This is a genomic window from Gordonia pseudamarae (assembly GCF_025273675.1).
In the GTDB taxonomy this organism is placed as follows: Bacteria; Actinomycetota; Actinomycetes; order Mycobacteriales; family Mycobacteriaceae; genus Gordonia; species Gordonia pseudamarae.
Genome location: NZ_CP045809.1, coordinates 1,905,571 through 1,928,218, shown reverse-complemented (window position 1 = coordinate 1,928,218; position 22,648 = coordinate 1,905,571). Strand labels below are relative to the sequence as shown.

At 67.4% G+C, this 22,648-nt stretch carries 16 protein-coding genes, 1 tRNA gene and 2 pseudogenes; 12 read left to right on the top strand and 7 right to left on the bottom strand.

What is annotated here, in order from left to right; genetic code table 11:
• Positions 1-60: 60 nt before the first annotated feature.
• The 3 genes from GII31_RS08485 (at position 61) to GII31_RS08475 (ending at position 3,303) form a co-directional block, all read left to right on the top strand.
• Complete coding sequence (locus tag GII31_RS08485) at positions 61-1,155, top strand: amidohydrolase family protein (protein WP_213248553.1); 1,095 nt, start codon at positions 61-63, stop codon at positions 1,153-1,155.
• Entirely contained in the window at positions 1,152-2,342 is a 1,191-nt protein-coding gene (locus GII31_RS08480; protein WP_213248551.1) for an FAD-dependent oxidoreductase, read from the top strand. Before GII31_RS08485 ends, GII31_RS08480 begins: the two co-directional genes overlap by 4 nt.
• A 121-nt stretch (positions 2,343-2,463) precedes the next feature.
• Complete coding sequence (locus tag GII31_RS08475) at positions 2,464-3,303, top strand: alpha/beta fold hydrolase (RefSeq protein ID WP_213248549.1); 840 nt, start codon at positions 2,464-2,466, stop codon at positions 3,301-3,303.
• Positions 3,304-3,381: 78 nt separating this feature from the next.
• Here the strand turns inward: GII31_RS08475 and GII31_RS08470 are convergent.
• Positions 3,382-3,663: pseudogene (locus GII31_RS08470) on the bottom strand (IS1380 family transposase); the annotation flags it as partial.
• A gap of 167 nt (positions 3,664-3,830) precedes the next feature.
• On the opposite strand from GII31_RS08470, the pseudogene GII31_RS08465 reads away from it, so the two are divergent.
• Positions 3,831-4,136 (top strand): annotated as a pseudogene (locus GII31_RS08465) (IS110 family transposase); the annotation flags it as partial.
• Positions 4,135-4,761, top strand: coding sequence for a transposase (locus tag GII31_RS22500; RefSeq protein WP_322973070.1), 627 nt, complete (start codon positions 4,135-4,137; stop codon positions 4,759-4,761). The pseudogene GII31_RS08465 and the gene GII31_RS22500, both read left to right, overlap by 2 nt.
• Here GII31_RS22500 and GII31_RS08455 read toward each other — a convergent pair.
• Entirely contained in the window at positions 4,671-5,237 is a 567-nt protein-coding gene (locus GII31_RS08455; RefSeq protein ID WP_213248545.1) for a TetR/AcrR family transcriptional regulator, read from the bottom strand. The two genes, GII31_RS22500 and GII31_RS08455, sit on opposite strands and share 91 nt — an antisense overlap.
• A gap of 100 nt (positions 5,238-5,337) precedes the next feature.
• Here GII31_RS08455 and GII31_RS08450 point away from each other — a divergent pair, with 100 nt between their 5' ends.
• The 3 genes from GII31_RS08450 to GII31_RS08440 all read left to right on the top strand — a co-directional run bounded on the left by GII31_RS08450 (position 5,338) and on the right by GII31_RS08440 (position 7,186).
• Positions 5,338-5,895, top strand: coding sequence for an SDR family NAD(P)-dependent oxidoreductase (locus tag GII31_RS08450; protein WP_213248543.1), 558 nt, complete (start codon positions 5,338-5,340; stop codon positions 5,893-5,895).
• Positions 5,896-5,949: 54 nt separating this feature from the next.
• Positions 5,950-6,840: an IS982 family transposase gene (locus GII31_RS08445; protein ID WP_213244400.1), complete on the top strand. Its 891-nt coding sequence runs from the start codon at positions 5,950-5,952 to the stop codon at positions 6,838-6,840.
• Positions 6,841-6,976: 136 nt separating this feature from the next.
• Positions 6,977-7,186: a hypothetical protein gene (locus GII31_RS08440; protein WP_213248541.1), complete on the top strand. Its 210-nt coding sequence runs from the start codon at positions 6,977-6,979 to the stop codon at positions 7,184-7,186.
• Between the two features lie 579 nt (positions 7,187-7,765).
• Here GII31_RS08440 and GII31_RS08435 read toward each other — a convergent pair.
• Positions 7,766-7,838, bottom strand: a tRNA-Lys gene (locus GII31_RS08435).
• Positions 7,839-8,203: 365 nt separating this feature from the next.
• Here GII31_RS08435 and GII31_RS08430 point away from each other — a divergent pair.
• The gene (locus GII31_RS08430; RefSeq protein WP_213248520.1) at positions 8,204-9,268 is read left to right on the top strand and encodes a phosphotransferase; all 1,065 of its coding nucleotides are present in this window, start codon (positions 8,204-8,206) and stop codon (positions 9,266-9,268) included.
• Between the two features lie 50 nt (positions 9,269-9,318).
• Here GII31_RS08430 and GII31_RS08425 read toward each other — a convergent pair whose 3' ends face one another.
• Complete coding sequence (locus GII31_RS08425) at positions 9,319-9,534, bottom strand: DUF3618 domain-containing protein (protein WP_213248519.1); 216 nt, start codon at positions 9,532-9,534, stop codon at positions 9,319-9,321.
• Positions 9,535-9,670: 136 nt separating this feature from the next.
• On the opposite strand from GII31_RS08425, the gene bcp reads away from it, so the two are divergent.
• Complete coding sequence (gene bcp / locus GII31_RS08420; protein ID WP_213248517.1) at positions 9,671-10,144, top strand: thioredoxin-dependent thiol peroxidase; 474 nt, start codon at positions 9,671-9,673, stop codon at positions 10,142-10,144.
• A gap of 11 nt (positions 10,145-10,155) precedes the next feature.
• Positions 10,156-10,788 (top strand): TetR/AcrR family transcriptional regulator, encoded by a 633-nt coding sequence (locus GII31_RS08415; RefSeq protein ID WP_213248515.1) that lies wholly within the window; start codon positions 10,156-10,158, stop codon positions 10,786-10,788.
• A gap of 250 nt (positions 10,789-11,038) precedes the next feature.
• Here GII31_RS08415 and acpS read toward each other — a convergent pair whose 3' ends face one another.
• A complete protein-coding gene (gene acpS, locus GII31_RS08410; RefSeq protein WP_213248514.1) occupies positions 11,039-11,443 on the bottom strand; it encodes a holo-ACP synthase AcpS in 405 nt (134 codons plus the stop codon).
• A complete protein-coding gene (locus GII31_RS08405) occupies positions 11,440-20,694 on the bottom strand; it encodes a type I polyketide synthase (RefSeq protein ID WP_213248512.1) in 9,255 nt (3,084 codons plus the stop codon). The genes acpS and GII31_RS08405 overlap by 4 nt, the downstream gene beginning before the upstream one ends.
• Positions 20,695-21,288: 594 nt before the next feature.
• Here GII31_RS08405 and GII31_RS08400 point away from each other — a divergent pair.
• On the top strand, positions 21,289-22,077 hold the full coding sequence (locus GII31_RS08400) for an SIR2 family NAD-dependent protein deacylase (protein WP_213248510.1): 789 nt from the start codon (positions 21,289-21,291) through the stop codon (positions 22,075-22,077).
• Positions 22,078-22,165: 88 nt separating this feature from the next.
• Here the strand turns inward: GII31_RS08400 and GII31_RS08395 are convergent, their stop codons facing one another.
• Entirely contained in the window at positions 22,166-22,504 is a 339-nt protein-coding gene (locus GII31_RS08395; RefSeq protein ID WP_213248508.1) for a rhodanese-like domain-containing protein, read from the bottom strand.
• Positions 22,505-22,648: the final 144 nt, after the last annotated feature.

Genomic DNA, 22,648 nt, shown 5'->3' with positions numbered 1-22,648 from the left:
CTACGATGCGCTCATCGATACTGCGGGCCGACGGATATGGGACTGGTACATATGACCCTGATGGATACGAGGGTTTCCGGTGATCGGGCCGGTGCCGTCGACGTACACGCGCACTATTTCGGGATCGATCTCGGCAGTCGGCTCAACTCCCGGCCCGACGATCGATGGCCGATTCTCGTACCGGGGACCGACGGTGGCGGCGTTCTGATGCTCGGCGATCAACTCTTCCGCCGAGTACGGTCGGTCCTCTGGGACGTCGACGAGCGGGTGGCCGAACTCGACCGCGCGGGGGTGGCTGTGCAGGTGATCTCGCCGGTGCCGATCACCCTCGCCTATTGGGCCGACCGCCGGGCCGCCGTCGACTACGCCCGCGCGTCCAACGACTCGATCGCCGACGCGGTACGTCGCGGCGGCGGGCGCCTCGAAGGGCTCGGCACACTCCCCCTGCCCCATGTGGGGTCCGCCGTCGCCGAACTGCACCGGGCCGTGGCCGATCTGGGGCTTCGAGGAGTCGAGATCGGTTCACAGGTCGGGGAATTCGATCTCGATGCGCCTGAGCTGTGGCCGCTGTTCGAGGCCGCCCAGGAGCTCGGCGCGGCAATCCTGATCCACCCCACCGACGGTGGCGGCGGGGTACTTCGCCGGTCGGGGCAGCCCTACGATTTCGGTCTGGGAATGATCACCGACACCGCGATCGCCGCGACCGCGCTGGTCTTCGGCGGTGTTCTCGAACGGTATCCGCGGCTACGGATCGCCCTCGCGCACGGCTGCGGGACCTTCGCCTGGGCCTACCCTCGGCTGCGACTGGGCGCCTCGATCTTCGACGCGGTCGATCCCGCACACGCGGACCGCTTGGTGTCCTCGCTCTGGGTGGATTCACTGGTGTTCGATCACCGAAGTCTACGCGTGCTGGCCGACCGGTTCGGCGGCGACCATCTCCTTCTGGGAACCGACCACCCGTTCATTCCGGGACAGTTGGAGGGCGCCGCGGCATTCGTGGACGCCGCCGCATCCTCCGGCGCGCTCACCCGCGAACAGGCCCGTGGCCTGCACCGACACAACGGCCTCGCATTTCTCGGCATGGTGGCGGACGAGATCACCACACTCCGCCGACCGGCGTCATCGTGCCCTGCCGGGGCGGGCGGCCGTCCATGAGTGCCCATGTCGTCATCGTCGGCGCCCAGCCCGTGGGTCTGTGCACGGCGCTGGCCCTGGCGAAGGCGGGAATCGAAGTCACGGTCATCGACCCTGCCGACGACGACACGTCATCGTGCCAGTACGTCCACAGTTGGTGTGTGCTGCCCGAGCTGGCACGGCTCGGCGTCCTCGCCGACGCCCGTGCGGCCGGTGCGGCCGAAAGCCAGGTGCGGATACATCTCGCGGATACCGGGGAGAACATCGACTTCGACCTCGATGTGCTGCGCGACGACGTCGAGTTCCCGTTCAACCTGCATCTCGGCGAGGACGGACTGTCATCGGTTCTGATCAAACATCTTTCGGAGTACCGCCATACGCGTTTGGTGCGGGCCGAACGCATCGCCTCGATCACCCAGGACCAGCGGGGTGTGGTCGTCGACATCGATTCGCGGGTAGGACGACAGACGTTTCGTGGTGATTGGCTGGTGGGTGCCGACGGTACTCGCAGCGCCGTTCGCCGCCTCCTCGGCGTAGGCTTTCGCGGATTCACCTGGCGTGAACGTTCGGTCACCGCGCTGGTGCGGGGAGACCTCGGCGCCGCGGGCTGCCACGCCACCACGTTCTATCTCGGCAATCACCACGGCGACGACCGCACCAGCGCGTTGCTGCAACGGTCCGGACCCGGTGAGTGGGTGTGCGCGTATTCCGAACCGATTGTGCGGCCGGAGGAGTCGATAGGAACCAGGGTTGATAACACGATCCGGCGGGTGAGCGAAAACATACCGGTGACGACGCTGGGATGGCGGACCGCCCGCATGCACCGGCGGACCGCGGACACCTACCGGGTGGGGCGGGTCCTCTTGGCCGGTGCCGCGGCCCATGTGACCACCCGCATCACCGGTCACAGTTCGATCACCGGCTTCTTCGACGCGTTCCGACTGGCCGAGGCCCTGCAGGCGGTCATTCACGATGCGGCCGACACAACGGTTCTCGACAACTACGCGGAGAGCCGGCGACGGGTGTTCATCGATGACGCCGCACCGTTGAGCACCGGTCGTAAACTCCTGCTCAGCGATGATCCCCGCCACCTCGGCGACGAACTCGATCGCTATCGGTCGGCAAGCCTGTCCCGGTCGGAACAACGCGAACTGTTGCTGGCCGGCGGTGAGCCGGCGGGAATTCCGACGGTGTTCTCACGGCGCTGATTCCAGCCCCCGGAACCGCTTCTGGCAGTGCTTCAGAACTCCTCCATAGATTGGATCGGGTCAGCCGCAGGCACTTTCGCGGCTGCGCATGTTCTGCACAGCACAGCGAGGAGACCTCCATATGACCGCGACCATGAATCTGCGCGAAGGCCGGTACGTCGATGTGAACGGGGTGAACACCCACTATCACGACGTCGGCGAGGGCGCGCCCGTGGTGTTGTTGCATGGCTCCGGTCCCGGCGTGTCGGCCTGGGCGAATTGGCAACACGCGATCGAGCCCCTGGCTGCCGGCGCGCGAGTCCTCGCTCTCGACCTGGTCGGCTTCGGGGCGACCGAACGTCCCGCCGATGTCCGGTACTCGTTGCGCACCTGGACCGATCACGTCTGGGGCTTCCTCGACGCCCTGGGCATCGAAAAGGCATCCGTGATCGGCAACTCGCTCGGCGGCCGAATCGCCTGTCAGATGGCCGAAGACGATCGGTCCCGACTCGATCGCCTGGTGCTGATGGGTGCGCCGGGCGTGGGGATGGAGCTGACCGACGGACTCAAGGCGCTGCGCGCCTATACACCGTCCGCACCGGCTATGCGTGATCTGCTCGTGAACTATTTCGCGGTCGACACCTCGATCATCACCGACGAACTGGTGACAATCCGCTACGAGGCCAGCGCCGCTCCCGGCGCGCACGAGGCCTACCGCCTGATGTTCTTCCATCCCGACCATGCCGGCGGTCAGCTCGGCATCACCGAGGAGCAGGTTCGGGCGATCACGGTTCCCACGCTGCTGGTGCACGGCAGGGAGGACCGGGTGGTTCCGGTCGATGTGGCCTGGAACATGGTCCGCCTGCTGCCGGATGCCGATCTGCACGTCTTCGCCCGTTGTGGCCACTGGACCCAGATCGAACGCGCCGCCGAGTTCAACACGGTGGTCGGCGACTTCCTGCGGATCGCACCACGGCTATGACAGCACGGTCATGACGGCACGGTGATGGCAGCGGGTAGCCGGACACCGGATGCCGCTGCCGTTCCCGGCGAGCACACAGTCTTTCGCGGTGCGGATACGATCTTCACGGCGGGCACGCAGCCGGTGCCGCAACTCCAGTCTGGCGAGTTGACCCCGCACAGTATTGGTACAAACAGGTTCAGCGGTGACCCATCGCGGTCAGTGAACCGCAATTGGGCACCCGGACGCGGGCTCTCTTTCCGGACGATCACCCGCATCCCGTCGGGCCAGCCCGACATGTCGATCATCCCGGTCAACTCGGCCACCCACGGCCCCGTCGCGTTGCACGCCGTCGGCGTCGTAGGCCGGTGTCCACGCCTCGGGGCTGATCCGGTCGATCGCGGCCGCGGGTGCCCTCGCGTTGGCCTGTCGGGCCCGGGTAGTGGCGTTCACCCAGGCTGCTGGCCGGGTGGGCAGCGATCTGATAGGAGCCTGACTCAACCAGGGCCTCATCGCAGTCCTGTCCGCCAACTCCGGCCAGCGGAACCATGGCCCCCGAGTACGAGAGAGGAACCCATAGCCCAATCTCCAGCATGCAGCTTCGCCGTGACGATGTCATCGTCGGCGTCGACACCCACAAAGACAACCACGTCGCGGTCGCGATCGACGGCCTCGGTGGCCGGCTCGGCGATACCGCCGTACCTGCCACGACCGCCGGGTTCGAGGAACTTCTGGCCTTCTGCCTGACTTTCCTCGGGTCCGCCGGTCGCCTGATCGGATTCGGCATTGAGGGCACCGGCTCCTACAGCATCGGCCTGGCACGCTACCTACGCAACCAGGGCCACCAGGTCCATGAGATCGCCCGGCCAGCACGGGCCGCCGAACGTCGACTCGCAGGTAAGAACGACTGCGCGGCGCTGCAAGGTCCCGCTTCTTTGCCGCCCGTCCGTCGTGGTGCACCAGCGGTCGTTGTGCCGACCGACCCCGACGCGGCGATGCGACACGTGTTGTCCTCGATGGCGCAGCGCTGGCCGGCGCTGCATGACGAGGCCAAAAGCTCACGCCGCATCGTTGAAGGCGCCCACCGCGTCTGCTGCGCCTCGGCTCGTCGCGGCCGTGGGTGTCGGCTACGACACAGCGGCGCAGATGCTCATCACCGCCGGCGACAACACCAACCGCATCAAGTCCGAGGCAGCGTTCGCCAAGATGTGCGGCGCTTGTCCGATCCCGGCCGGATCAGGAAAGACCAACAATCGGCATCGCCTGTACCGCGGTGGGAACCGACCGGCCAACGCCGCGCTCTACCGAGTCAGCATCGTGCGTATGCGATGGCACCAGCCGACTATCGACAGCGTTCCCTGGGGAAATGACACGCTGAGCATCGGGCCTCAACGTCTGAGTAGACTCAGTAGGTCCCCGACGAGGTCGGCAGCATCAGCACGCCCCTTTCCATCGGCGGCGAGATGCCCAGCGCTCTGAAGCTCGGCAGCCCCGCGCACCATAGCGCGCAGCAGAGCGGAGACCCTCTCAGGCTCGCCGGGGGCGATGGCGCCGGTCGCCTGTGCGTCAGCGACCGTGCGAGCCATGAGGGCCGAAGATTCGAGTGCGACGCCATCGAGCACTTCGGTCGACTCCCAACGCCCATAGATCAGCCGATAGCGCTCCGGATACGCGACGGCGCGGGTGACCTGCTCAGCGATCGAGCGTTCCAGCGCGTCGACCGGCGGGACACCGCCGTCAAGGTCGCGTGCCAGCGCCTCGTGCAGGTGAGTGAGTTCGAGCGCTGCAAGTTCGGCTAGCAGGAGCTCCTTACTGTCGAAGTGCTTGTACGGGGCGTTGTGCGAGACGCCGCTGCGCCGGCCGACCTCGCGCAGCGTCACCGCTGCGGGCCCGCCCTCGTCGAGGAGCTCCTGTGCGGCATAAAGCAGTTTGCTGCGGGTATCAACGGGGCTCATGGGCTACTCCGCTCGCGTGGTTGACAAGGTCAAGTTGAATGTTACAGTTGCCAATAGGTTGACAACGTCAACCTATTCCGAACGAGCAAGGAGCTCCATCATGAAGGCACTCATCACCGGCGCCACCAGCGGTATCGGCGAGGCGCTCGCGCAGCGCTTCGCTAGCGACGGCCACGACGTCGTCCTGGTCGGACGCAGCGCAGATCGCCTCGCCGCGTCCGCCGCGAAGCTGCAGAGCATCGCCCCGACTGTGCAGATCACCACAGAGCAAGCTGACTTCGGCGACCTCGATCAGGTTCGTATGCTCGCCGACCGCCTCGTTGCCCAGGGAGCCCTCGACGTCGTCATCAGCAACGCCGCCCTCATCGCGCCCGTCGACCAGCGCGCCGCGGCTGGCGTGCCGCTGACCATCGCGGTGAACTACATCGCGCCATACCTGCTGCTGCGCCGCCTCGCCGAGGCCTTCCCGCAGCACGCCGCCCGGTACCTCATCCTCGGTGCCGAACCTGCAGGGTCTGCAAACCTCGTGGTCGACGTCGACGACCTCACCTACCAGAATGTTGACCTGCTGTTCCCGGATGATGACCTGCGCGCCTTCGCTCTCTACGGGCACAGTAAAAACATGGACGTCATGCTCGCAGCCGGCCTAGATGGTTGATTCCTTGAAGGTGCCGTCGGCAACGAGGTAGGCGGAGGGCTTCAAGATCAATGTGTGACGAAAGAACTCGAAACCCTCCTGACTGAACTCTATGTCCTCATCGACGACCACGTCGTCGAACCCCGCTCGGGACGCGGCCGGCGCCCGCTGCTCTCCGATGCCGAACTGCTCACGCTCGCGGTAGCGCAGGTGTTGCTCGGGTTCGACAGTGAACGGCGTTGGATCCGGCACGTCCACGGCAACGAGCAACTGCGCGCACTGTTCCCGTATCTGCCGGGCCAGTCCGACTACAACAAGCGTGTCAGGGCGGCACGAGGGTTGCTGTGCAAGACAATTCAGGCGGTGGCACGGCTCTCACCGTCGTGGTTCGACGACCTGTGGATCACCGACGCCACCCCGGTTCCGTGTGGCATGTCAAGGGAAACGGTCAAGCGGTCCGGCCTGGCCGGGCACGCCGGATACGGCTACTGCGCGTCACACTCGCGTTTCTACTGGGGCTTGAAGTTGTATCTGGTGTGCGCCGGCGACGGGATGCCGATCATGTGGTGCCTGGCGCATCCGAAGATCGGTGAACGCGAGGTGGTGACCGCGCTGCTCGAACGCGATCACCACCTCATCCGCTCCGGGCAGGTGCTGCTCGCCGACAAGGGCTTCTCCGGAAAGACGTTCGCTGCCACAACCGCCGCGATGGGCCTGCGGTTGCTGCGCCCGGACCGCAAGGACGAGACCTACCGCAACGGCAACCTCGGCGGGGTGCGGCAGTGGATCGAATCGGTCAACCAGACCCTCAAAGGGCAGCTCGGCCTGGAGAAACACGGCGGCCGGACCACCCACGGAGTGTTCGCCCGAGTGAGTCAACGCCTCCTGGCGATGTCCGCCGGCATCTGGCACAACTGGACCACCGGCATCACCACCAAACGATCCCTGATCGCGTACGACCACTGACCGCGTCCAAGGAATCAACCATCTAGCCGAGCGCCTCGCTGGCACCGCCATCACCGTCAATGGTGTCCACCCTGGCATCATCGGCGGCACCGGCCTCATGGGCGGTATCGACGGCCTCGCCGAAAAGGCCCTCGCTATGTTCGGCGCTACCGAACACGATATCCCCGTCGCCGAGGACGGCGCTGACACCCCCTACTGGGCCGCCACCGCTCCGGAGCTCGAGGGCGTCACCGGCCGCTACTTCGCCAACCGCGACGAGGTCGAGACCGCTCCGCACACCACCGCCCCCGAGCGCCTCGCCCGTCTCTGGGCCACCACTGCCCGGCGCGTCGGTCTTCCCACCTGACACGGGCTGCAGAGGGACGTCTTGGACTCCAATCCTGGAACGCCCTGGGACACTTGCAGATCGCGGGTGTTCCGGGATCGAGCCGACTCCGGGCGCAGACAGGCCGTCTGCGCCCGGTTGACGCCAATCGAATACCGGACAATCATGAGCACGACCGTCGATCAGTCGGCATGACTACCCACTGTCGCCTATTCGTGCAGCAGGCCCGCTCACCGTCGGCATCTCGCTGTTTGCGCAGGTCAGCTCTTTCCTTGATCTTCGCTGCCTTCCCGCGCAGAACAAAAGGCATTAACGCCTATTCCATCACGTCTTCCGAACCTCACCGGCTCACACCGCCCCGCCAAGGGCCTTCCATGTCAGTCAACGACTCAATCTGACGGCCATGTCGCCGGAACATCATCCGATCCATCGGCCTACCGCATCCCTGCGGCGGCCCATGGGCCGCCCAGCGAGGGGTGTCTCGACCGCCGTCCCGCAGCGTCCCGCCGAACCCTTTAGAGAGCACGTTCGGGAGTACCGCCCCTAGGATAGGACGAGAAAGTCCCTCACCATATTTCCGCTGGTGAGGGACTTTTCTTGTGCGCCATCAGGGACTCGAACCCCGAACCCGCTGATTAAGAGTCAGCTGCTCTGCCAATTGAGCTAATGGCGCTCGGTCTTGCACCTGGAGAACAGTAACAGCATGTGCGCTCGAATGTGAAATCGCCTGGTCAGAGACATATCGACGGGTCTTCGACCAGCCGAATCCGATCCGCGCGAAGACAACTGGCGCACAGTTGGTGACCAGATTCACATCGGCTGCCGCCGCACCCCACAACCGACGCGCACCGCCGGGCGACGAACTTGCCGCCCGCTCCCCGCCGGCGGCGCGGAACAGTTCCGATCGTCACTCCGGCGAGAGGCCCGACGCCCGGCGAGGACACGTTCGGCACCCCTCCACAGCGCCCATACGAACACATCACAATCGTCGTCCAACTGTGATTGACAACATATTCATACACTATGTACGGTCACTCCATGACGACAGCTGAAGCCTCGCTCCCCCGGACCGTCGAGCACCTCACCGCCGACTGGTTCACCGCAGCACTCTCCACCGACCGGCCGGGAATCCGGGTCACCGACGTAGAAGTCGAACGCGTCATCTGGGGTTCGGCGACAAAGGTCTTCGCGCGACTGGCATTCGACGGCGACTCCCAGAACGTCCCCGAGCATGTCTGTATCAAAGGCGGATTCGACGAACGCAGCCGCGCCTTCGGCCTGGGCAGCGCCTACGAATTGGAGGGCGCATTCTTCCGCGACCTGTCACCCGAACTCACCGTCGAACATCCGCGAGGGTTTTATGCCGCCAGCGAGGCCGAGCAGGGCATCGTCATCATGGAAGATCTCACCCAGCGAGGCGCGGAATTCTGTGACGGTGTGAATCTCTGGGGAGTCGACGCCGCCGCCGAAACCCTTGAACTGCTCGCCGGTCTGCACGGCGAGACCTGGGACACCAAACCCGGCCGTTTCGATTGGCTGCCCGTCGGCGTCGAAGCGGCCCGGCAGGCCTTCCAGGTCATGCTCGGTCCCGAGATGTTCGGCCCGCTCGTCGGCCGCGACGAGGTACCCGAACTCCCGGACCACATGCGCGACGGCGAATTCGTTCGTACGGCATTCGCCAAGCTGTGGGAATACGACGACGCCGCCACCCACGTCATCAATCACGGCGACGCCCACACCGGCCAGCTCTACCGCATCCCCGGCGGCCGCACCGCCTACCTCGACTGGCAGACCGCCTGCCTGGCGCCATGGGCGCACGACGTCGCATACTTCCTCGGATCGGCACTCGACACCGACGACCGTCGCACGCACGAGCGCGCGCTGCTGACCCTCTACCGTGACGCTCTGGCGGCCGCCGGCGGCCCCCACCTCACCGACGACGTGGTGTGGGAAGAATACCGTCGCCACAGTCTGCACGGGTTCTTCTGGATGTGTGTTCCCACCGTGATGCAACCGTCCGAGGTCGTGCGCGCCATGACCCACCGATACGGCGCCCAGATCGAAGATCTCGATCCCTTCGAACTACTCGGAATGTCGCACTAGACCAAAGAATCCCCCCGTCAGAACCGGGGGGATTCTTATCGGCCGAGGGATCAGAAGATCTTGCGGACGACCACGATTCCCACGACGACGCCGGCACCGATGAGGGTGTACTTGACGGCCGGGGAGTTGAGTACCGCCAGCGCGCGCGTCTTGGCATCGTCCGCCAGGCGTTGTGGGTTGGCCCGCACCGCCAGTGCGTCGAGGGTCTTGGCCAGATCCTCGCGAGCCGCCGCGATCTCTTGCTCAATGCGTTCGGTATCGGCCACGTCGTTGTCCTCCAGGCGCTGCTAGGTGCAGTAATCAGGTCATAGTGCAGACTACGGTATCGACCGGTCCGCGCAGGGCCACCCGCCGGACACGACCTGAACACCCACCGGCCGGTCCATGCACTAACCTGCCTGTATGGCTGAAACGACGCGGTTGGCGCCCGGCGACAAGGCACCCGCCTTCACCTTGCTCGACGCCGATGAGAACCCGGTCTCGCTGTCCGACTACTCCGGACGCAAGGTGATCATCTACTTCTACCCCGCCGCCATGACGCCCGGATGCACCAAGCAGGCCTGCGACTTCCGCGACAACCTCGCCGAACTCAACGACGCCGGCGTCACCGTCATCGGCATCTCCCCCGACAAACCCGCCAAGCTCGCCAAGTTCGTCGAACGCGACGAGCTGACCTTCCCACTGCTCAGCGACCCGGAGAAGAAGGTTCTCACCGAGTGGGGCGCGTTCGGCGAGAAGAAGATGTACGGAAAGGTGGTCAACGGGGTGATCCGCTCCACGTTCCTCGTCGACGAGGACGGCACCATCGAGGTCGCCCAGTACAATGTGCGCGCCACCGGACACGTAGCCAAGCTGCGCCGCGATCTGTCACTCTGACGCCCTGCCGGATGCCCGACGACACCGAGCTGCTCGTTCCACGCAAACGGCCCGCCCAGGAACGCAGCAAACGCAAGTTCCAGGCCATGCTGGGCGCGGCGCGCGAGTTGCTGATCGAGGTCGGAATCGAGTCCCTCACGTGTGAGGAGATCGCCACCCGCGCCGAGGTTCCGATCGGCACGCTCTACCAGTACTTCGCCAACAAGTACGTGATCGTGTGCGAACTCGACCGGCAGGACACCGCCACCGTCCGCGATGAACTGGCCGCGTTCGCCGATGAGGTGCCGTCACTGGACTGGCCGCACCTGCTGGAGAAGTTCCTCGACCACCTGGCCGCCCTGTGGCGCACCGACCCGTCACGCCGCGCGGTGTGGCTGGCGGTCCAGTCGACGCCGTCGACACGGCTGACCGCCATCCAGAACGAGCGGCTCCTGGCCGAGCTCGTGGCCCGTGCCCTCGCCCCGCTCACCCCATCGCAGCGGGGCCGCCGCGAAATGATGTCGCAGGTGCTGGTACACACCACCTACTCACTGCTGAGCCTGTCGGTGCAGGACGTGACGCAGCACCAGGCGATCGTCGCCGAACTCAAACGGATGCTGGCCGGCTACCTCCTGCTCGAAGAGTCGGTGGCCCGGGTGGATTGACCGGCGCGATCCGGCTAGCCCCGAACGGTTGGGGTGTGAGCCGCGAGTTCTCGTATGAGAATGACGTCGTCTCAACAGGTTTCGAGGCTCGTCGCCAACGCTCCTCACACCGCAACCAACGGAGGTCCAGGTTTCGAGGCTTGTCGCTAACGCTCCTCACACCTCAACCAACAAATGGCGGGCCACCTCAACCAACAGACACCCGGCCGGTTGAGGCGCGAGTTTCGCACCTCAACCGGCCGGGTGGGGGTCAGTCCTCGATCGGCGCGGATTCGAGGATGGCGACGGCGGCGGCGGTATCACCGTCGTGGGTGAGCGAGACGTGCACGACAGTGTCGCGGAGCAGGTCGGCGATCTCGCCGGCCAGCCGGATCGCCGGGCGGCCCCAGTTATCGGTGACCACCTCGATATCGCTGTGCCGGATCAACGGCAGCAACGGCTTTCGGCCATAGCGGCTCACCGACCAGGCCTTGATCACGGCCTCCTTGGCGGCCCAGCGGGCGGCCAGGTGAAGTGCGTCGTCGCCGGTGCCCACACCCGCGTCACGTCGTTCGCGGGTGGTGAACCGGTCCCCGAAGGTGGTGCCGGCCTGTGCCAGTTGCTCCCTGAAGCCGGGGACCGACACGATGTCGATCCCCACGCCCAACACACTCATCGCACCGACCCTACGCCGTACGCACCCGACGCACCCAGGCGTGCCGAAGTATCGAGCAGCAGTTCCGATTCCGCGTCGTGCTCGTCGCGGTCGGCGTCAAATCGGCGGCCCGAGGGCCGGGTGTAGGCGGCCTCGCCACCGCACATCGCATCCAGCAGGCGCTGGTTGCCGAGCCGTTCGCGTTCGGCGGCCCGCTCGCGGTAGTCGTCGGCGACAGCCGGATCGAGAGTGGCCACGAACGCCTCCGGATGGACCACGGCGATCAGCCCGGACACATGCCCGAAGCCGAGGCTGGTGAGCAGACCGGCCTTGAGCGGGAAGCGCTCACCCAGGTGCAGGGTGTCACGCGCCCACACCAGGTGCGGGTACTCCTGCATCTTCTCGTCGACGCAGTCGAGGCTGCGGTTGGGCGGGATCACTCCGTCGCGCAGCACCTGGCACAGCCCGATCAGCTGGAAGGCCGCCGCGCCGCCCTTGGCGTGACCGGTGAGCGACTTCTGCGAGACCACGAACAGCGGTGCGCCTTCGCTGCGGCCGATCGCCGAGGCCAGCCGCTCGTGCAGCTCGGACTCGTTGGGATCGTTTGCGCGGGTGGATGTGTCGTGCTTGGAGATCACGCCCACCTCGTCGGCGCTCACTCCGAGGGTGGCCAGCGCGCCGGCCAGCGGCGAGGTCAGGCCGCCACGGGCCGCACCCAGCGCACCCAGCCCCGGAGCCGGGATCGAGGTGTGCACGCCGTCGCCGAAGCTCTGCGCCCAGGCCACCACACCGAGCACGGGCAGTCCCATCTGCGCGGCCACGTCACCGCGGGCCAGCAGAATCGTGCCACCGCCCTGCGATTCGACGAACCCGCCCCGGCGCCGGTCGTTGGCGCGGGAGAAGCGGCGCTCATCGATGCCGCGGGCGGACATCGCGGCCGATTCGGCGGTGGCCGACATGTCACCGAAGCCGACGATGCCTTCGATACCGAGGTCGTCGAACCCGCCGGCGACCGCGAACAGCGCCTTGCCGAGGCGGATCTTGTCGACGCCCTCCTCCACCGACACCGCGGCGGTGGCACAGGCGGCGACCGGGTGGATCATCGCGCCGTAGCTGCCGATATAGGACTGTACGACATGTGCGGCAACGATATTGGGCAGCGCTTCCTGCAGGATGTCGTTGGCCTTGGCCTCACCGAGCAGCGTGTTGATGTACAGCTCACGCATCGAGGTCATGCCGCCCATGCCGGTGCCCTGGGTGTTGGCCACCAGGCCGGGGTGCACCCAGCGCATCAACTCGGCCGGGGTGAAGCCCGACGACAGGAACGCGTCGACGGTGGCGACGAGGTTCCACAGCGCAACCCGGTCGATGGATTCGACCATGTCGGGGGTGACGCCCCAACGGGTCGGGTCGAAACCTGTCGGGATCTGACCGCCGACGGTCCTGCTGAGCTCGAACTGGCGGGGCACGCGGATCTCGGTGCCGGCGAGTCTGGTGACCTGCCATTCTCCGGATTCGGCGGCGAACTGTACCCGTGTCTTGTCGGGGGCGGTGGCGGCAAACGCACGCGCCTCGGCCTCCGATCCCACCGAGAAGGTGAGATCCTCGTCGAGGAACACGGAGGTCAGCAGCGGCGAGGTGTTGTCCACCATCGCGCCGTCGTCGGCGTAGCGCCGGATACCGCACCGCTCGACCACCTCGTCGTGGTAGCGGTCGGCGATCTCGGATTCGGCCACCGGGTCACCGGAGGCCGTGTCGTACCAGCCCGGTTTGGGCGCGCTGTCCCAGGTGATCAGACCTGTGTTCCAGGCCAGTTCCAGCACCCCCGCGGCCGACAGTTTCTCGTCGACCTCCATCTCGAAGCGGGTTCGCGCCGAACCGTACGGGCCGAGCTCGCCGGCACCGACGATCACCACCAGGTCCTCGGGCTTGGCCTCGATCGGCGCCCACTGCGGGCGCATCGATGCGCGGGCACGTGCCGGGGCGGGCAGCGCCGCGACGGTGTCGGCACCGGTGTCGGCGGAATCCTCGTCCGCCTCGACCTCGGCGGCCTCGGCCTGTGCGGCCGCGGCCAGCGCCTTGAGATCGATGGCGTCCGGGTCGAGTCCACCGGTGAAGTCGGCGACGATCGGAGCCTGCGCGGCCTGCGCCCGCTGCTCCGGCGTGCACACGCCGAGCAGGTTGGCCGCCATCTCGGCGGTGCTCCAGGTACGCACACCTGCCTCTTCGACGGCGTCGACCAGCGGATCATTGTGGCCCATCAGACCCGTGCCACGGACCCAGCCGATCAGCGCGTGCGCCAGGGTGGTCCGGCGCTTCCACGAGTCTTCGACGTTCCAACGGGTCACCACTGCGTCCAGGGCCGCCTTGGCCTCGCCGTAGGCGCCGTCACCGCCGAACATGCCGCGGTTGGGCGAGCCGGGCAGCACCACGTGCAGACGTGCCGCGAGGTCGTGGTCGGCGTTGATGTCGGACAGGGCGGCGATCAGCCGCTCCACCGACCACAGCAGCACCTTCATCTCCAGCTCGGCGCGCGCGCCGGCATCAGTGAGGTCACCGGCAACCCGCGGCGCGGCGAACGGGAACAGCATCGTCGGCTTGAGTGCGGGCTTGACCACGGCGGTTGTGCTGCCGAGGTTCTCGGTCTGCTCCGAACCGATCCACGACACCAGGTCGTCGACATCGGAGTAGGAGGCCATGTTGGCCGGCGCGACCCACAGGGCGGCGCCGCAGCGCGCGTGGGTGCGGTACAGCTCCTTGTAGAAGGCAAGCCGGTCCGAGTCGAGGCGCGAGGTGGTGGCGACGACGGTCGCACCGCCGGCGAGCAGCCCACCGACGACGGCCGCAGCGATGGAGCCCCTGCTGGCGCCGGTGACGACGGCGATCTGGTCGGCGTACTCGCCGACCCTCTCCGCACGCGCGACCTCGGCGATCCGGCCGTACACCTGTGCGTGCTCCGCGTTGCCCGCCGCCGTCGCCTTCTCCTGCCACCAGGTGGCGTGTTCGGCGACGACCTCACCGGCCCCGGCGAACCGGGTGGCGGCGTCGGCGTCGAGATCGGCGGCGTCGGTCAGCCACAGCCGCACCAGATCCTCACGACTGGTGGCCCAGCGGTCGTCGATGAGCACGACCTTGCGCTCGTCGAAGGCGGGTGCGACGGTGCGCGCCCAGTCCGAACCGAGTTCGGCGCTGACCAGCGCGGCAATCGCGGCGTCCGGGTTCTCCTCGACCTCGGGTGTTCCGGCGGTGTCGGTCAGGCCCAGCTTGGCCAGCACGGTCTGTGCGGCGGTCGCCAGGACACCGGACCGGCCGGTGATCTGTTCGGCGAACTCGCCGAGCGCGGCCGCGTCCACCGTGGCCCCGCCACCGGATTCGGCGGCGGGCTTGGCCACGGCGATGCCCTTGTCGGCACCGACCGCGGCGACGGCGCGGTCGATCAGCGAGTCCAGCGCGTCGGCGCCGGACAGCGGACCGTCGAGCAGGCTGCCGAGGTCACCGCCGCGCACGCTCGCACCTTCACGGGTACCCATCGCCAGGGCGACGACGGTGTGCAGGCCCCAGCCGGGGCCGAGCTGCCACACCTTCTCCACCCGGTCGGTGATGTAGGACTGGCGTTTGCCCAGCGGGCCCATGACCTTGCGGATCTGTTCGGACACCGCGTCGGTGAGGACCGCGCCGAGCGGACGGTAGCCGCGGGCCAGCGTCTGCACGGTCGACGACAACGCCACCATGTCGGCTTCGGCGGCACCGTCGATGGCGCCCAGTCCCAGTTCGCCGCCGATGTCGAGCAGCAGCTGGTTGCGGCGCGAGGACACACCGTCGCACAGGGCCTCGATGGTGTCGGCGGCACCGATCTGGTCGACACCCATCTTGGTCCACATCGCGATCACGGCCCGGACGGCGTCGGCCGGCCCGAAGGAGATGTCCTCGGGACGCGGACCGCCGGCCGGGGCGACAGGTGCGGCCGGGGCCGGGGCGGCAGCCGCGGCAGGTGCCGATTCGGTTGCCTGATCGGCGCTTTCGGCAACGGCCTCGACGGCGTCGTCATCCTCGGGCTCCACTCCGGCATCCTGCGCGAGGATGACGGCGGTGTCGCGTTCGAGGTTGAGCACCTCTGCGGTGGCGGGCGCGTAGTCGTCGAGCTTGAGGGTGTTGCCGGCCAGACCGGACAGCGTCGGCGCACTCTTCACACCGATCTCGATGAACCGCTGGATGCCCAGTCCGTCCCGTTCACGCGGGGCGAAGAGCAGTTCCTGTGTCTCGATCCAGCGGACCGGGCTGGCGAACTGCCAGGCCAGCAGCTCGATGAGCACCACACGCACCAGTTCGCCCGGGCGGGCGGCCCAGCCGTCCCAGTCGGCGAGAACGTCGTCGAGCGGTGCGGACGGGACGAGCGCGGCGATCTCGGCCACGAAGTCGCGTTCGAGCGAGAACAGTCGCGGCACCAGGTTCGGAATATAATGTCCGACAAGGATTTCCGGATCGATATGCGCGGGCAGAAGCTCGTCGAGCTTGGTCCGGAACTCGGGCACACCGGCACGCAGCACGGTCGAATGGAACGGTACGTCGATGCCCGGTACCACGATGAACGACCGCTTTCCGCCGAATTCGGCACGGCGACGGTCGATCTCGGCTTCGAGGCTCTCGAGTCCGCGGACAGTACCGGCGATCGCGTACTGCGAGCCGAGCAGGTTGAGGTTGACCACCTCCAGGAATTCACCGGTACGCGCCGACATGTCATCGACGAATGCGGTGACATCGGAGTCAGCGAGCCCGAACTGGCTGGGCCGGATGGCAGCCATCCGGTAATCGCTGCGGCCCTTGTCATCTCGTGGAACGAGGTGATGCATGGCCTCGCCGCGCTGGAACACCACTTCGAGCACCGCTTCGAGCGGCAGAACGCCGGCACAGGCGGCGAGCGCGTTGTACTCGCCCACCGAGTGGCCGCAGGTGATGGCGCCGTCGACGAAGCCTCCGGACTCCTTGAGTTCGGCGATCTGCGCGACACCGAGGGTGGCCATCGCGACCTGGGTGAACTGGGTCAGGTACAGCACGCCGTCCGGGTGGTTGTAAGTGGTGCCACCGGCCACCAGGGTGGTCGGGTTGTCGCGCACCACGGCCAGGATCGAGAAGCCCAGCGCGGCACGGGTGTGCTTGTCGGCACGGTCCCACACGTCGCGGGCGGCCTTGGAGCGGGACCGGGCGTCCAGACCCATCCCCTTGGACTGGATGCCCTGTCCCGGGAATGCGTACACAGTGCGCGGGGCGGCGAGTACACCGGTCGCGCTCATCACCAGGTTGTCGCCGACCTTGGCGGTGACCTCGACGACCTCACGGCCCGCGTCGAGTCCGACCCGGTCGACGCGCACGGCGATCGTGTCACCGGTGCGGACCATGCCCAGGTAGCGGGCGGTCCAGCCGAGCAGCGGCCGCGGCGACGGTATCGGGTTCTTGGCGTCGGTGGCGGTCACCACCTGCTGGGCGGCGGCCGAGAGCCACATGCCGTGCACGATCGGATCGCCCAGTCCCGCCAGGCGGGCCGCGATGGCGTCGGTATGGATGGGGTTGCGGTCACCGGACACCGCCGCGAATCCGCCCATGTGGCCGGGTGCGGTGATGGTGGCCGCGCGCAGCAGTTTGCGGGTGGCCTGCTGTTCGCCGTCGGCGGCACCGCCCGCCCGTGCTGGGTCGGTCAGTTCGGCCGATCCGAGGCGGCCCCGGATGGCGAAACGCTCGACCAGTCGCGCGACCGGCGAGCCGGCGACGGCGATGTCGACACCCACCTCGATGACCCGGCCCACCTCGGCGTCGTACACGCCCTGTAGGGCAGCGGTCACGTCCAGATCGTCGCTGACCGTCGGGATCTGGCCGGCGACCTCGATCGCGTGGTCGAGATGTACCAGGTCGAGCAGACCCTCCACGACGGGATCGCCCGATTCGGCGCGGGCCGCGCCGATCACGCTGAACACCGACGGCCAGCACGCGCCGACGAGGGTATCGGGCACGGCGAAACCGAACGGCTGCGTCGGGGTGGTCGGGGTCAGATGCGCGGGCAGTGTGTAACCGGTGACCGCCGCGTGGTCGGCGACCGAGTCGGGATTCCAGGAGAAGACGGTGGTGCTTACGCCGTCGGTGACCTCGGCCAGCGAGCCGCCGGCCGCGACGGTCAGGATCTCGGTCATCGCCGCGGACGCGTCGGCGACATCGATCAGCGGGCTGCCGCCGTCGGCGATCGCCGCGGTGACGCGCAGCGGAATACGGATCGTGGTGCCGGACACGGGCACGACGAGATCGAAGCGGTCCTCGGCGGCCCGTTCGAGTACGGCGCCGGTGGGCGCGTGTTCGGCCCGGCCGGGATCGACGACGACCCAGCGGCCGCGGTCACCGATCACGGTGACCGGATTGGGCACGATCCGACCGGCCCATTCGACGTCGTCGGCCTCCAGGACCGCGGCAACCGCGCCCTCACCGGAGACGACACCGGCCCGCTTACGACCGTCGACCGGGATCGCCTGACCGCCGGCGGCGGCCAGATCGGCGGCCACGTGGGCCTCGAACCGGTCGAGCAGTTCCCCTACCGGCTCGTCGACCCGGGTGATACCGGCGACGGCCACCGGGCCGGGGATGATGCACACCTCGTCGGCCGAGTAACGGGCGTCGTGCGCCTGCCACAGCGAATCGCTGCGCCACCAACGGCGCACGTCCTTGTCGATGACGGGTACGAAGTTGACCGGTTTGCCGGGGGTACGGCACAACTCGAAGAAGAACGCCACATCCGCCGGATGCAGAATATCGACCTCGGCCTCGGGATACACGCTGACCAGGGCGTCGATCGCGGCGTGTGGATCGTCGGTGCTCGCGGTGCCGGCGAACATCGTGGGCACCTCGCCGCGGTCGGCGGGGGCCATCCGGGCCTCGGTGCGCTGCAGCATGTCGATGAATCGCGTCTGCCAGGTGATGTCGGCCCACGGCAGCTGATCGGCCCAGACCGAGCCCCCGTCGACTCTCTCGCCACCGACGGCCAAGGTCGCATAGCGGTCGAGCCACTGCCGGTAGGTCATGTCGGCGACATCACCGAAGTACGGCTTGGCCGTGTGTGCGAGGGCCTCGACGATCTCATCGCGACGTTCGGCGACGGCATCGGCGTCGCCTGCCACGTCGTCGAGCAGACGTCCGCATCGCGAGGCGGCATTGTCGACCTCGTGGATGTCGGCACCGAGCTGGCTGCGTCCGGAGGCCATACCGGCACTCTCGTGACCGGCGCCGATCCATTCGTCACAACCGATGGTGTCGACGAGCAGTTGTTTGACCTCGGGCGATGTGGTGGCTTCCTTGGTGGCCATCGCGGCGGTGCCGATGAGGATGCCGTCGAGCGGCATCTTGGGGTAGCCGAGGTTCTCCGACCACACGCCGGTCAGGTACTCGGCGGCCCGCTCGGGCGTGCCGATGCCGCCGCCGACGCAGATCACGACGTTGGGACGGGCGCGGAGTTCACCGTAGGTGGCCAGCAGCAGGTCGTCGAGGTCTTCCCAGGAGTGGTGGCCACCGGCGCGGCCGCCCTCGATCTGCACGATGACCGGGTGGTGCGGCACCTCGGCCGCGATCCGGACGACCGCACGGATCTGCTCGACGGTGCCCGGTTTGAACGCGACGTAGCGCAGGCCCGCCTCGACGAACTCGTCGACCAGTGCGACCGCGTCGTCGAGTTCGGGAATGCCCGCCGAGACGATCACGCCGTCGAGCGGGGCGCCCTGGGCACGGGCCTTCTGCACGATCCGCTTGCCGCCGAGTTGCAACTTCCACAGGTACGGGTCGAGGAACAGGGCGTTGAACTGAGCCTCACGACCGGGTTCCAGCAGGTCGGTGAGGGTGGCGATGTTGCGGGCGAAGATCTCCTCGGTCACCTGGCCACCGCCGGCGAGTTCGGCCCAGTGTCCGGCGTTCGCCGCCGCCGCGACGATCGCGGGGTCGACGGTGGTGGGCGTCATTCCCGCGAGGAGCATCGGCGAGCGGCCGGTGAGCCGGGTGAACGCGGTCTCCACCACGGTGCGTCCGTCGGGCAGTTCCACCAGGAGCGGATCGAACTGCGACCAGCGCGCCTCGATCTCGGGGATGCCACCGGGGCTGAAGAGGTTGCGCTGGCCGACGCGCAGTGCTGCCGGAACCAGCCCGATACCCTGACCGCGCACCAGACCGGAGGTCAGGCGCGTTGCCAGATCGGCCGGGCCGAGATCGAGGATCCACCGGGAGCCGCCGGCGATCACCTCGTCGATGATCGACACCCAGTCCACGTGGTTGACCAGGACATCGGCGGCCAGGCGGGCGGCGACGGCCCGATCGATACCGCATTCCTCGGCCCACTGGGCCACCATCTCGACCGCTTCGGCCATCGACGGGTGGTGGAAGGCCAGCGACACGACCAGCGCGTCGAACTTGGGTGCGAACGGAGCGCCGCCGGTGAGCTTACGCTTGCGCTGGTCGACTTCGCCGTCGGCGATCTGCTCGCAGCGGGCACGCAGTGCCTTCAGGTGGCGGGGTGCGCCCGCCACGATGACGGCGGTCCGGCCGTTGCGGATGGCGACGACCGGCTCGGTGCCGAGGTCACGTTCGGACAGGCCCGCGCGGTAGTCGGCCAGGATGGCGTCGATCCGTTCGGGGGCGGCGTTCCCGATGGCCATCATCGGCGTGCCGTCGGAGGTGGCGGCCAGGCCCCGGCGGCGCGCGACGATGGTGCCCGCCGCACCGATCAGCTGGGCCAGTGCCAGCACCACGCCTGCGCCCACACCGGCGCCGTCGTTGGCGATCACCTCGGTGGCCAGGATGCCCTGCGAATGACCGACCACCGATGTGGGCGGGATCGTCGCGGTGTCCAGACCCTGCTTGGCAAGCGCGTCGACGGCGGCGAGCTGGGCGAGCAGCACACCCGGCACCGACAGCGTCGCGTCGGCCAGCGCGGTGTCGGTGGGCACGTCGTCGCCGGCGTCGTGGGCCCGGACCCAGGTGAGCGGATGGAAGCCGTCGGGGCGGGCGATCGAGAGCCGGTCGGCGACGGGCGCGATCAGCCGTTCCGCGGCGTCGATGTACTTGCTGATCCGGTATTCGAGGTCGGCGTCGACGACCAGTTCCGCCAGCGTCGGCAGCCACGGTGAGCCTTGCCCGCCGAAACTGATCGCGTACGGTTCACCGGCGGCGATCTGGTCCATCAATGTGCCGGTGGTTCGGGAAGCGGTGGAGGCTCCCAGCTGGCCGGTGCGGATGTGATCGACGGTCACGGATTCTCCTCGTTCGGGGCTGTGTGATCTTCGGGGCTGTGTGATCGGGGTTCGGATCGGTGATCGGGTCGCGGCAAAGGCGTTCGGCGGTGGGCTCGCCGCGATACGGGCATGCGTCATCGTCGAGTGGCGTCGTTGCGGGACATCTCGTGCCGGCGGCGCGAGATCGTCCCACGCGCCGACCGGTTCCTCGAATTCATCGAACACATCACGAATTCATCGAACACATCAGTGCCGCAAAGCATTACATGACCAACCCGGGATCGGTCCGCGCTTTCCACCGAGGAACGTGGCACCCATCATGACACACGAAAGTGAGGTTTCCCTCATGTTTTGGGGTGACCGAGTGGTATACCCATGAGTATCCCCGTCGGTAACTTCCGGCCCGTCCACGCACGGCCGAACCGACCCACCGAACCGACGCCCGTACCTGCACAAATGCCGCCGAGTGCGCCTCGCGCGACACCCCCCCGAAGCCGTTATGAAATTGTTATGTGAATCAGTTCACTGCATCGCACGGCGGTCCGATATAACCGCTCATCGACCCGATAAAGAGTTCGCCCCGGCATTCGTCCGGGACGTAAGGTGCTCAGCATGTCAGGCAACTCCGCAACGCTCTCCACCGACGTGATCGACCTCGTGCGCCGGGCACACTGGATCACCGTGTTCTCCGGTGCCGGCATGTCCGCCGAAAGCGGTGTGCCCACATTCCGCGATGCGCAGACGGGTCTCTGGGAACGCTACGACCCGGCGTCGCTGGCCACGGTGGAAGCCTGGGAAGACGATCCGGCACTCGTCTGGGGCTGGTATCTGTGGCGGATGAAGCTCGTCAGCGAGGCCCAGCCCAACCCCGGGCACCGCGCCATCGCCGCCCTGGCCGATCACCGCGCTGTCATGGTGGTGACCCAGAACGTGGACGACCTGCACGAGCGCGCGGGCAGCGAAGTCATCAGCCACCTGCACGGCAGCCTGTTCGAACCCCGGTGCACAGCATGCCGGGCGCCATATCACGGCACCGGCACCCGACTCCCCGCCGGATTCGATATCACCGCATATGCCGAGCCGCCGCGCATCGAACCACCCTCGTGCCACGAATGCCTGTCATCGGTCCGTCCGGGAGTCGTCTGGTTCGGCGAGGGCCTACCGCGCGATGCCTGGCGGCGCGCCGAGCACGCGATCACCGGCAGCGACCTCGTGCTGGTCGTGGGAACCAGCGGAATCGTCTATCCCGCAGCAGAATTGCCCGAACGAGCACTGGCCGGGGGGACCCCGGTGATCGAGTTCAACATCGAGGAATCCGCACTCAGCCCCCACGTCACCGAGTCCGTACGGATGTCGGCGGCGGTGGGACTGCCAGCCTTGCTCGACGCCGTAGGCGACTGACCGGGCGAATACACGAGAGGAGCGAGCCGACCTGTGTCGGCTCGCTCCTCTCGTGTGTACGACCACCCCGATCGCCGGGGCGAGAACGTCAGTTGGACGTGCCGGTGAACGTCGACAGTGCCCCGTAGCCGCCATCGACGTAGCGCACATTGGTGTAACCCAGATCAGCGATCTGCTCGGCGATTGCCGGAGCCTGCGACCGGACCGATACCACGGCGATCTCCCGATCGTGATCGGAGATCACCGGGAACCGACCCGACGGCGTGTGGTTGAAGGCGGCCCGCACATCACCCGGCTCGACGACGACCGCACCGGGCACGCTGCCCTGATGCCGCATCACCTGAGGACGCGCGTCGACGATGACCGCATCGCCCTGCCGACTGTGCTCGACTGCTTCTCTGGCTGAAATTGCATTCACCACTGACACTGGTGACTCACCCGCTTCTTGTTTCGTCTGCTCGCATGGCACCCGGCATCATTGCCCGGCCTGACCGGTATGTCGGTGCACCATTGCGACCCGTTACCAAGAAGCAATGCTACGCGGCGATGTCCATATCATGACGAGCGGGTA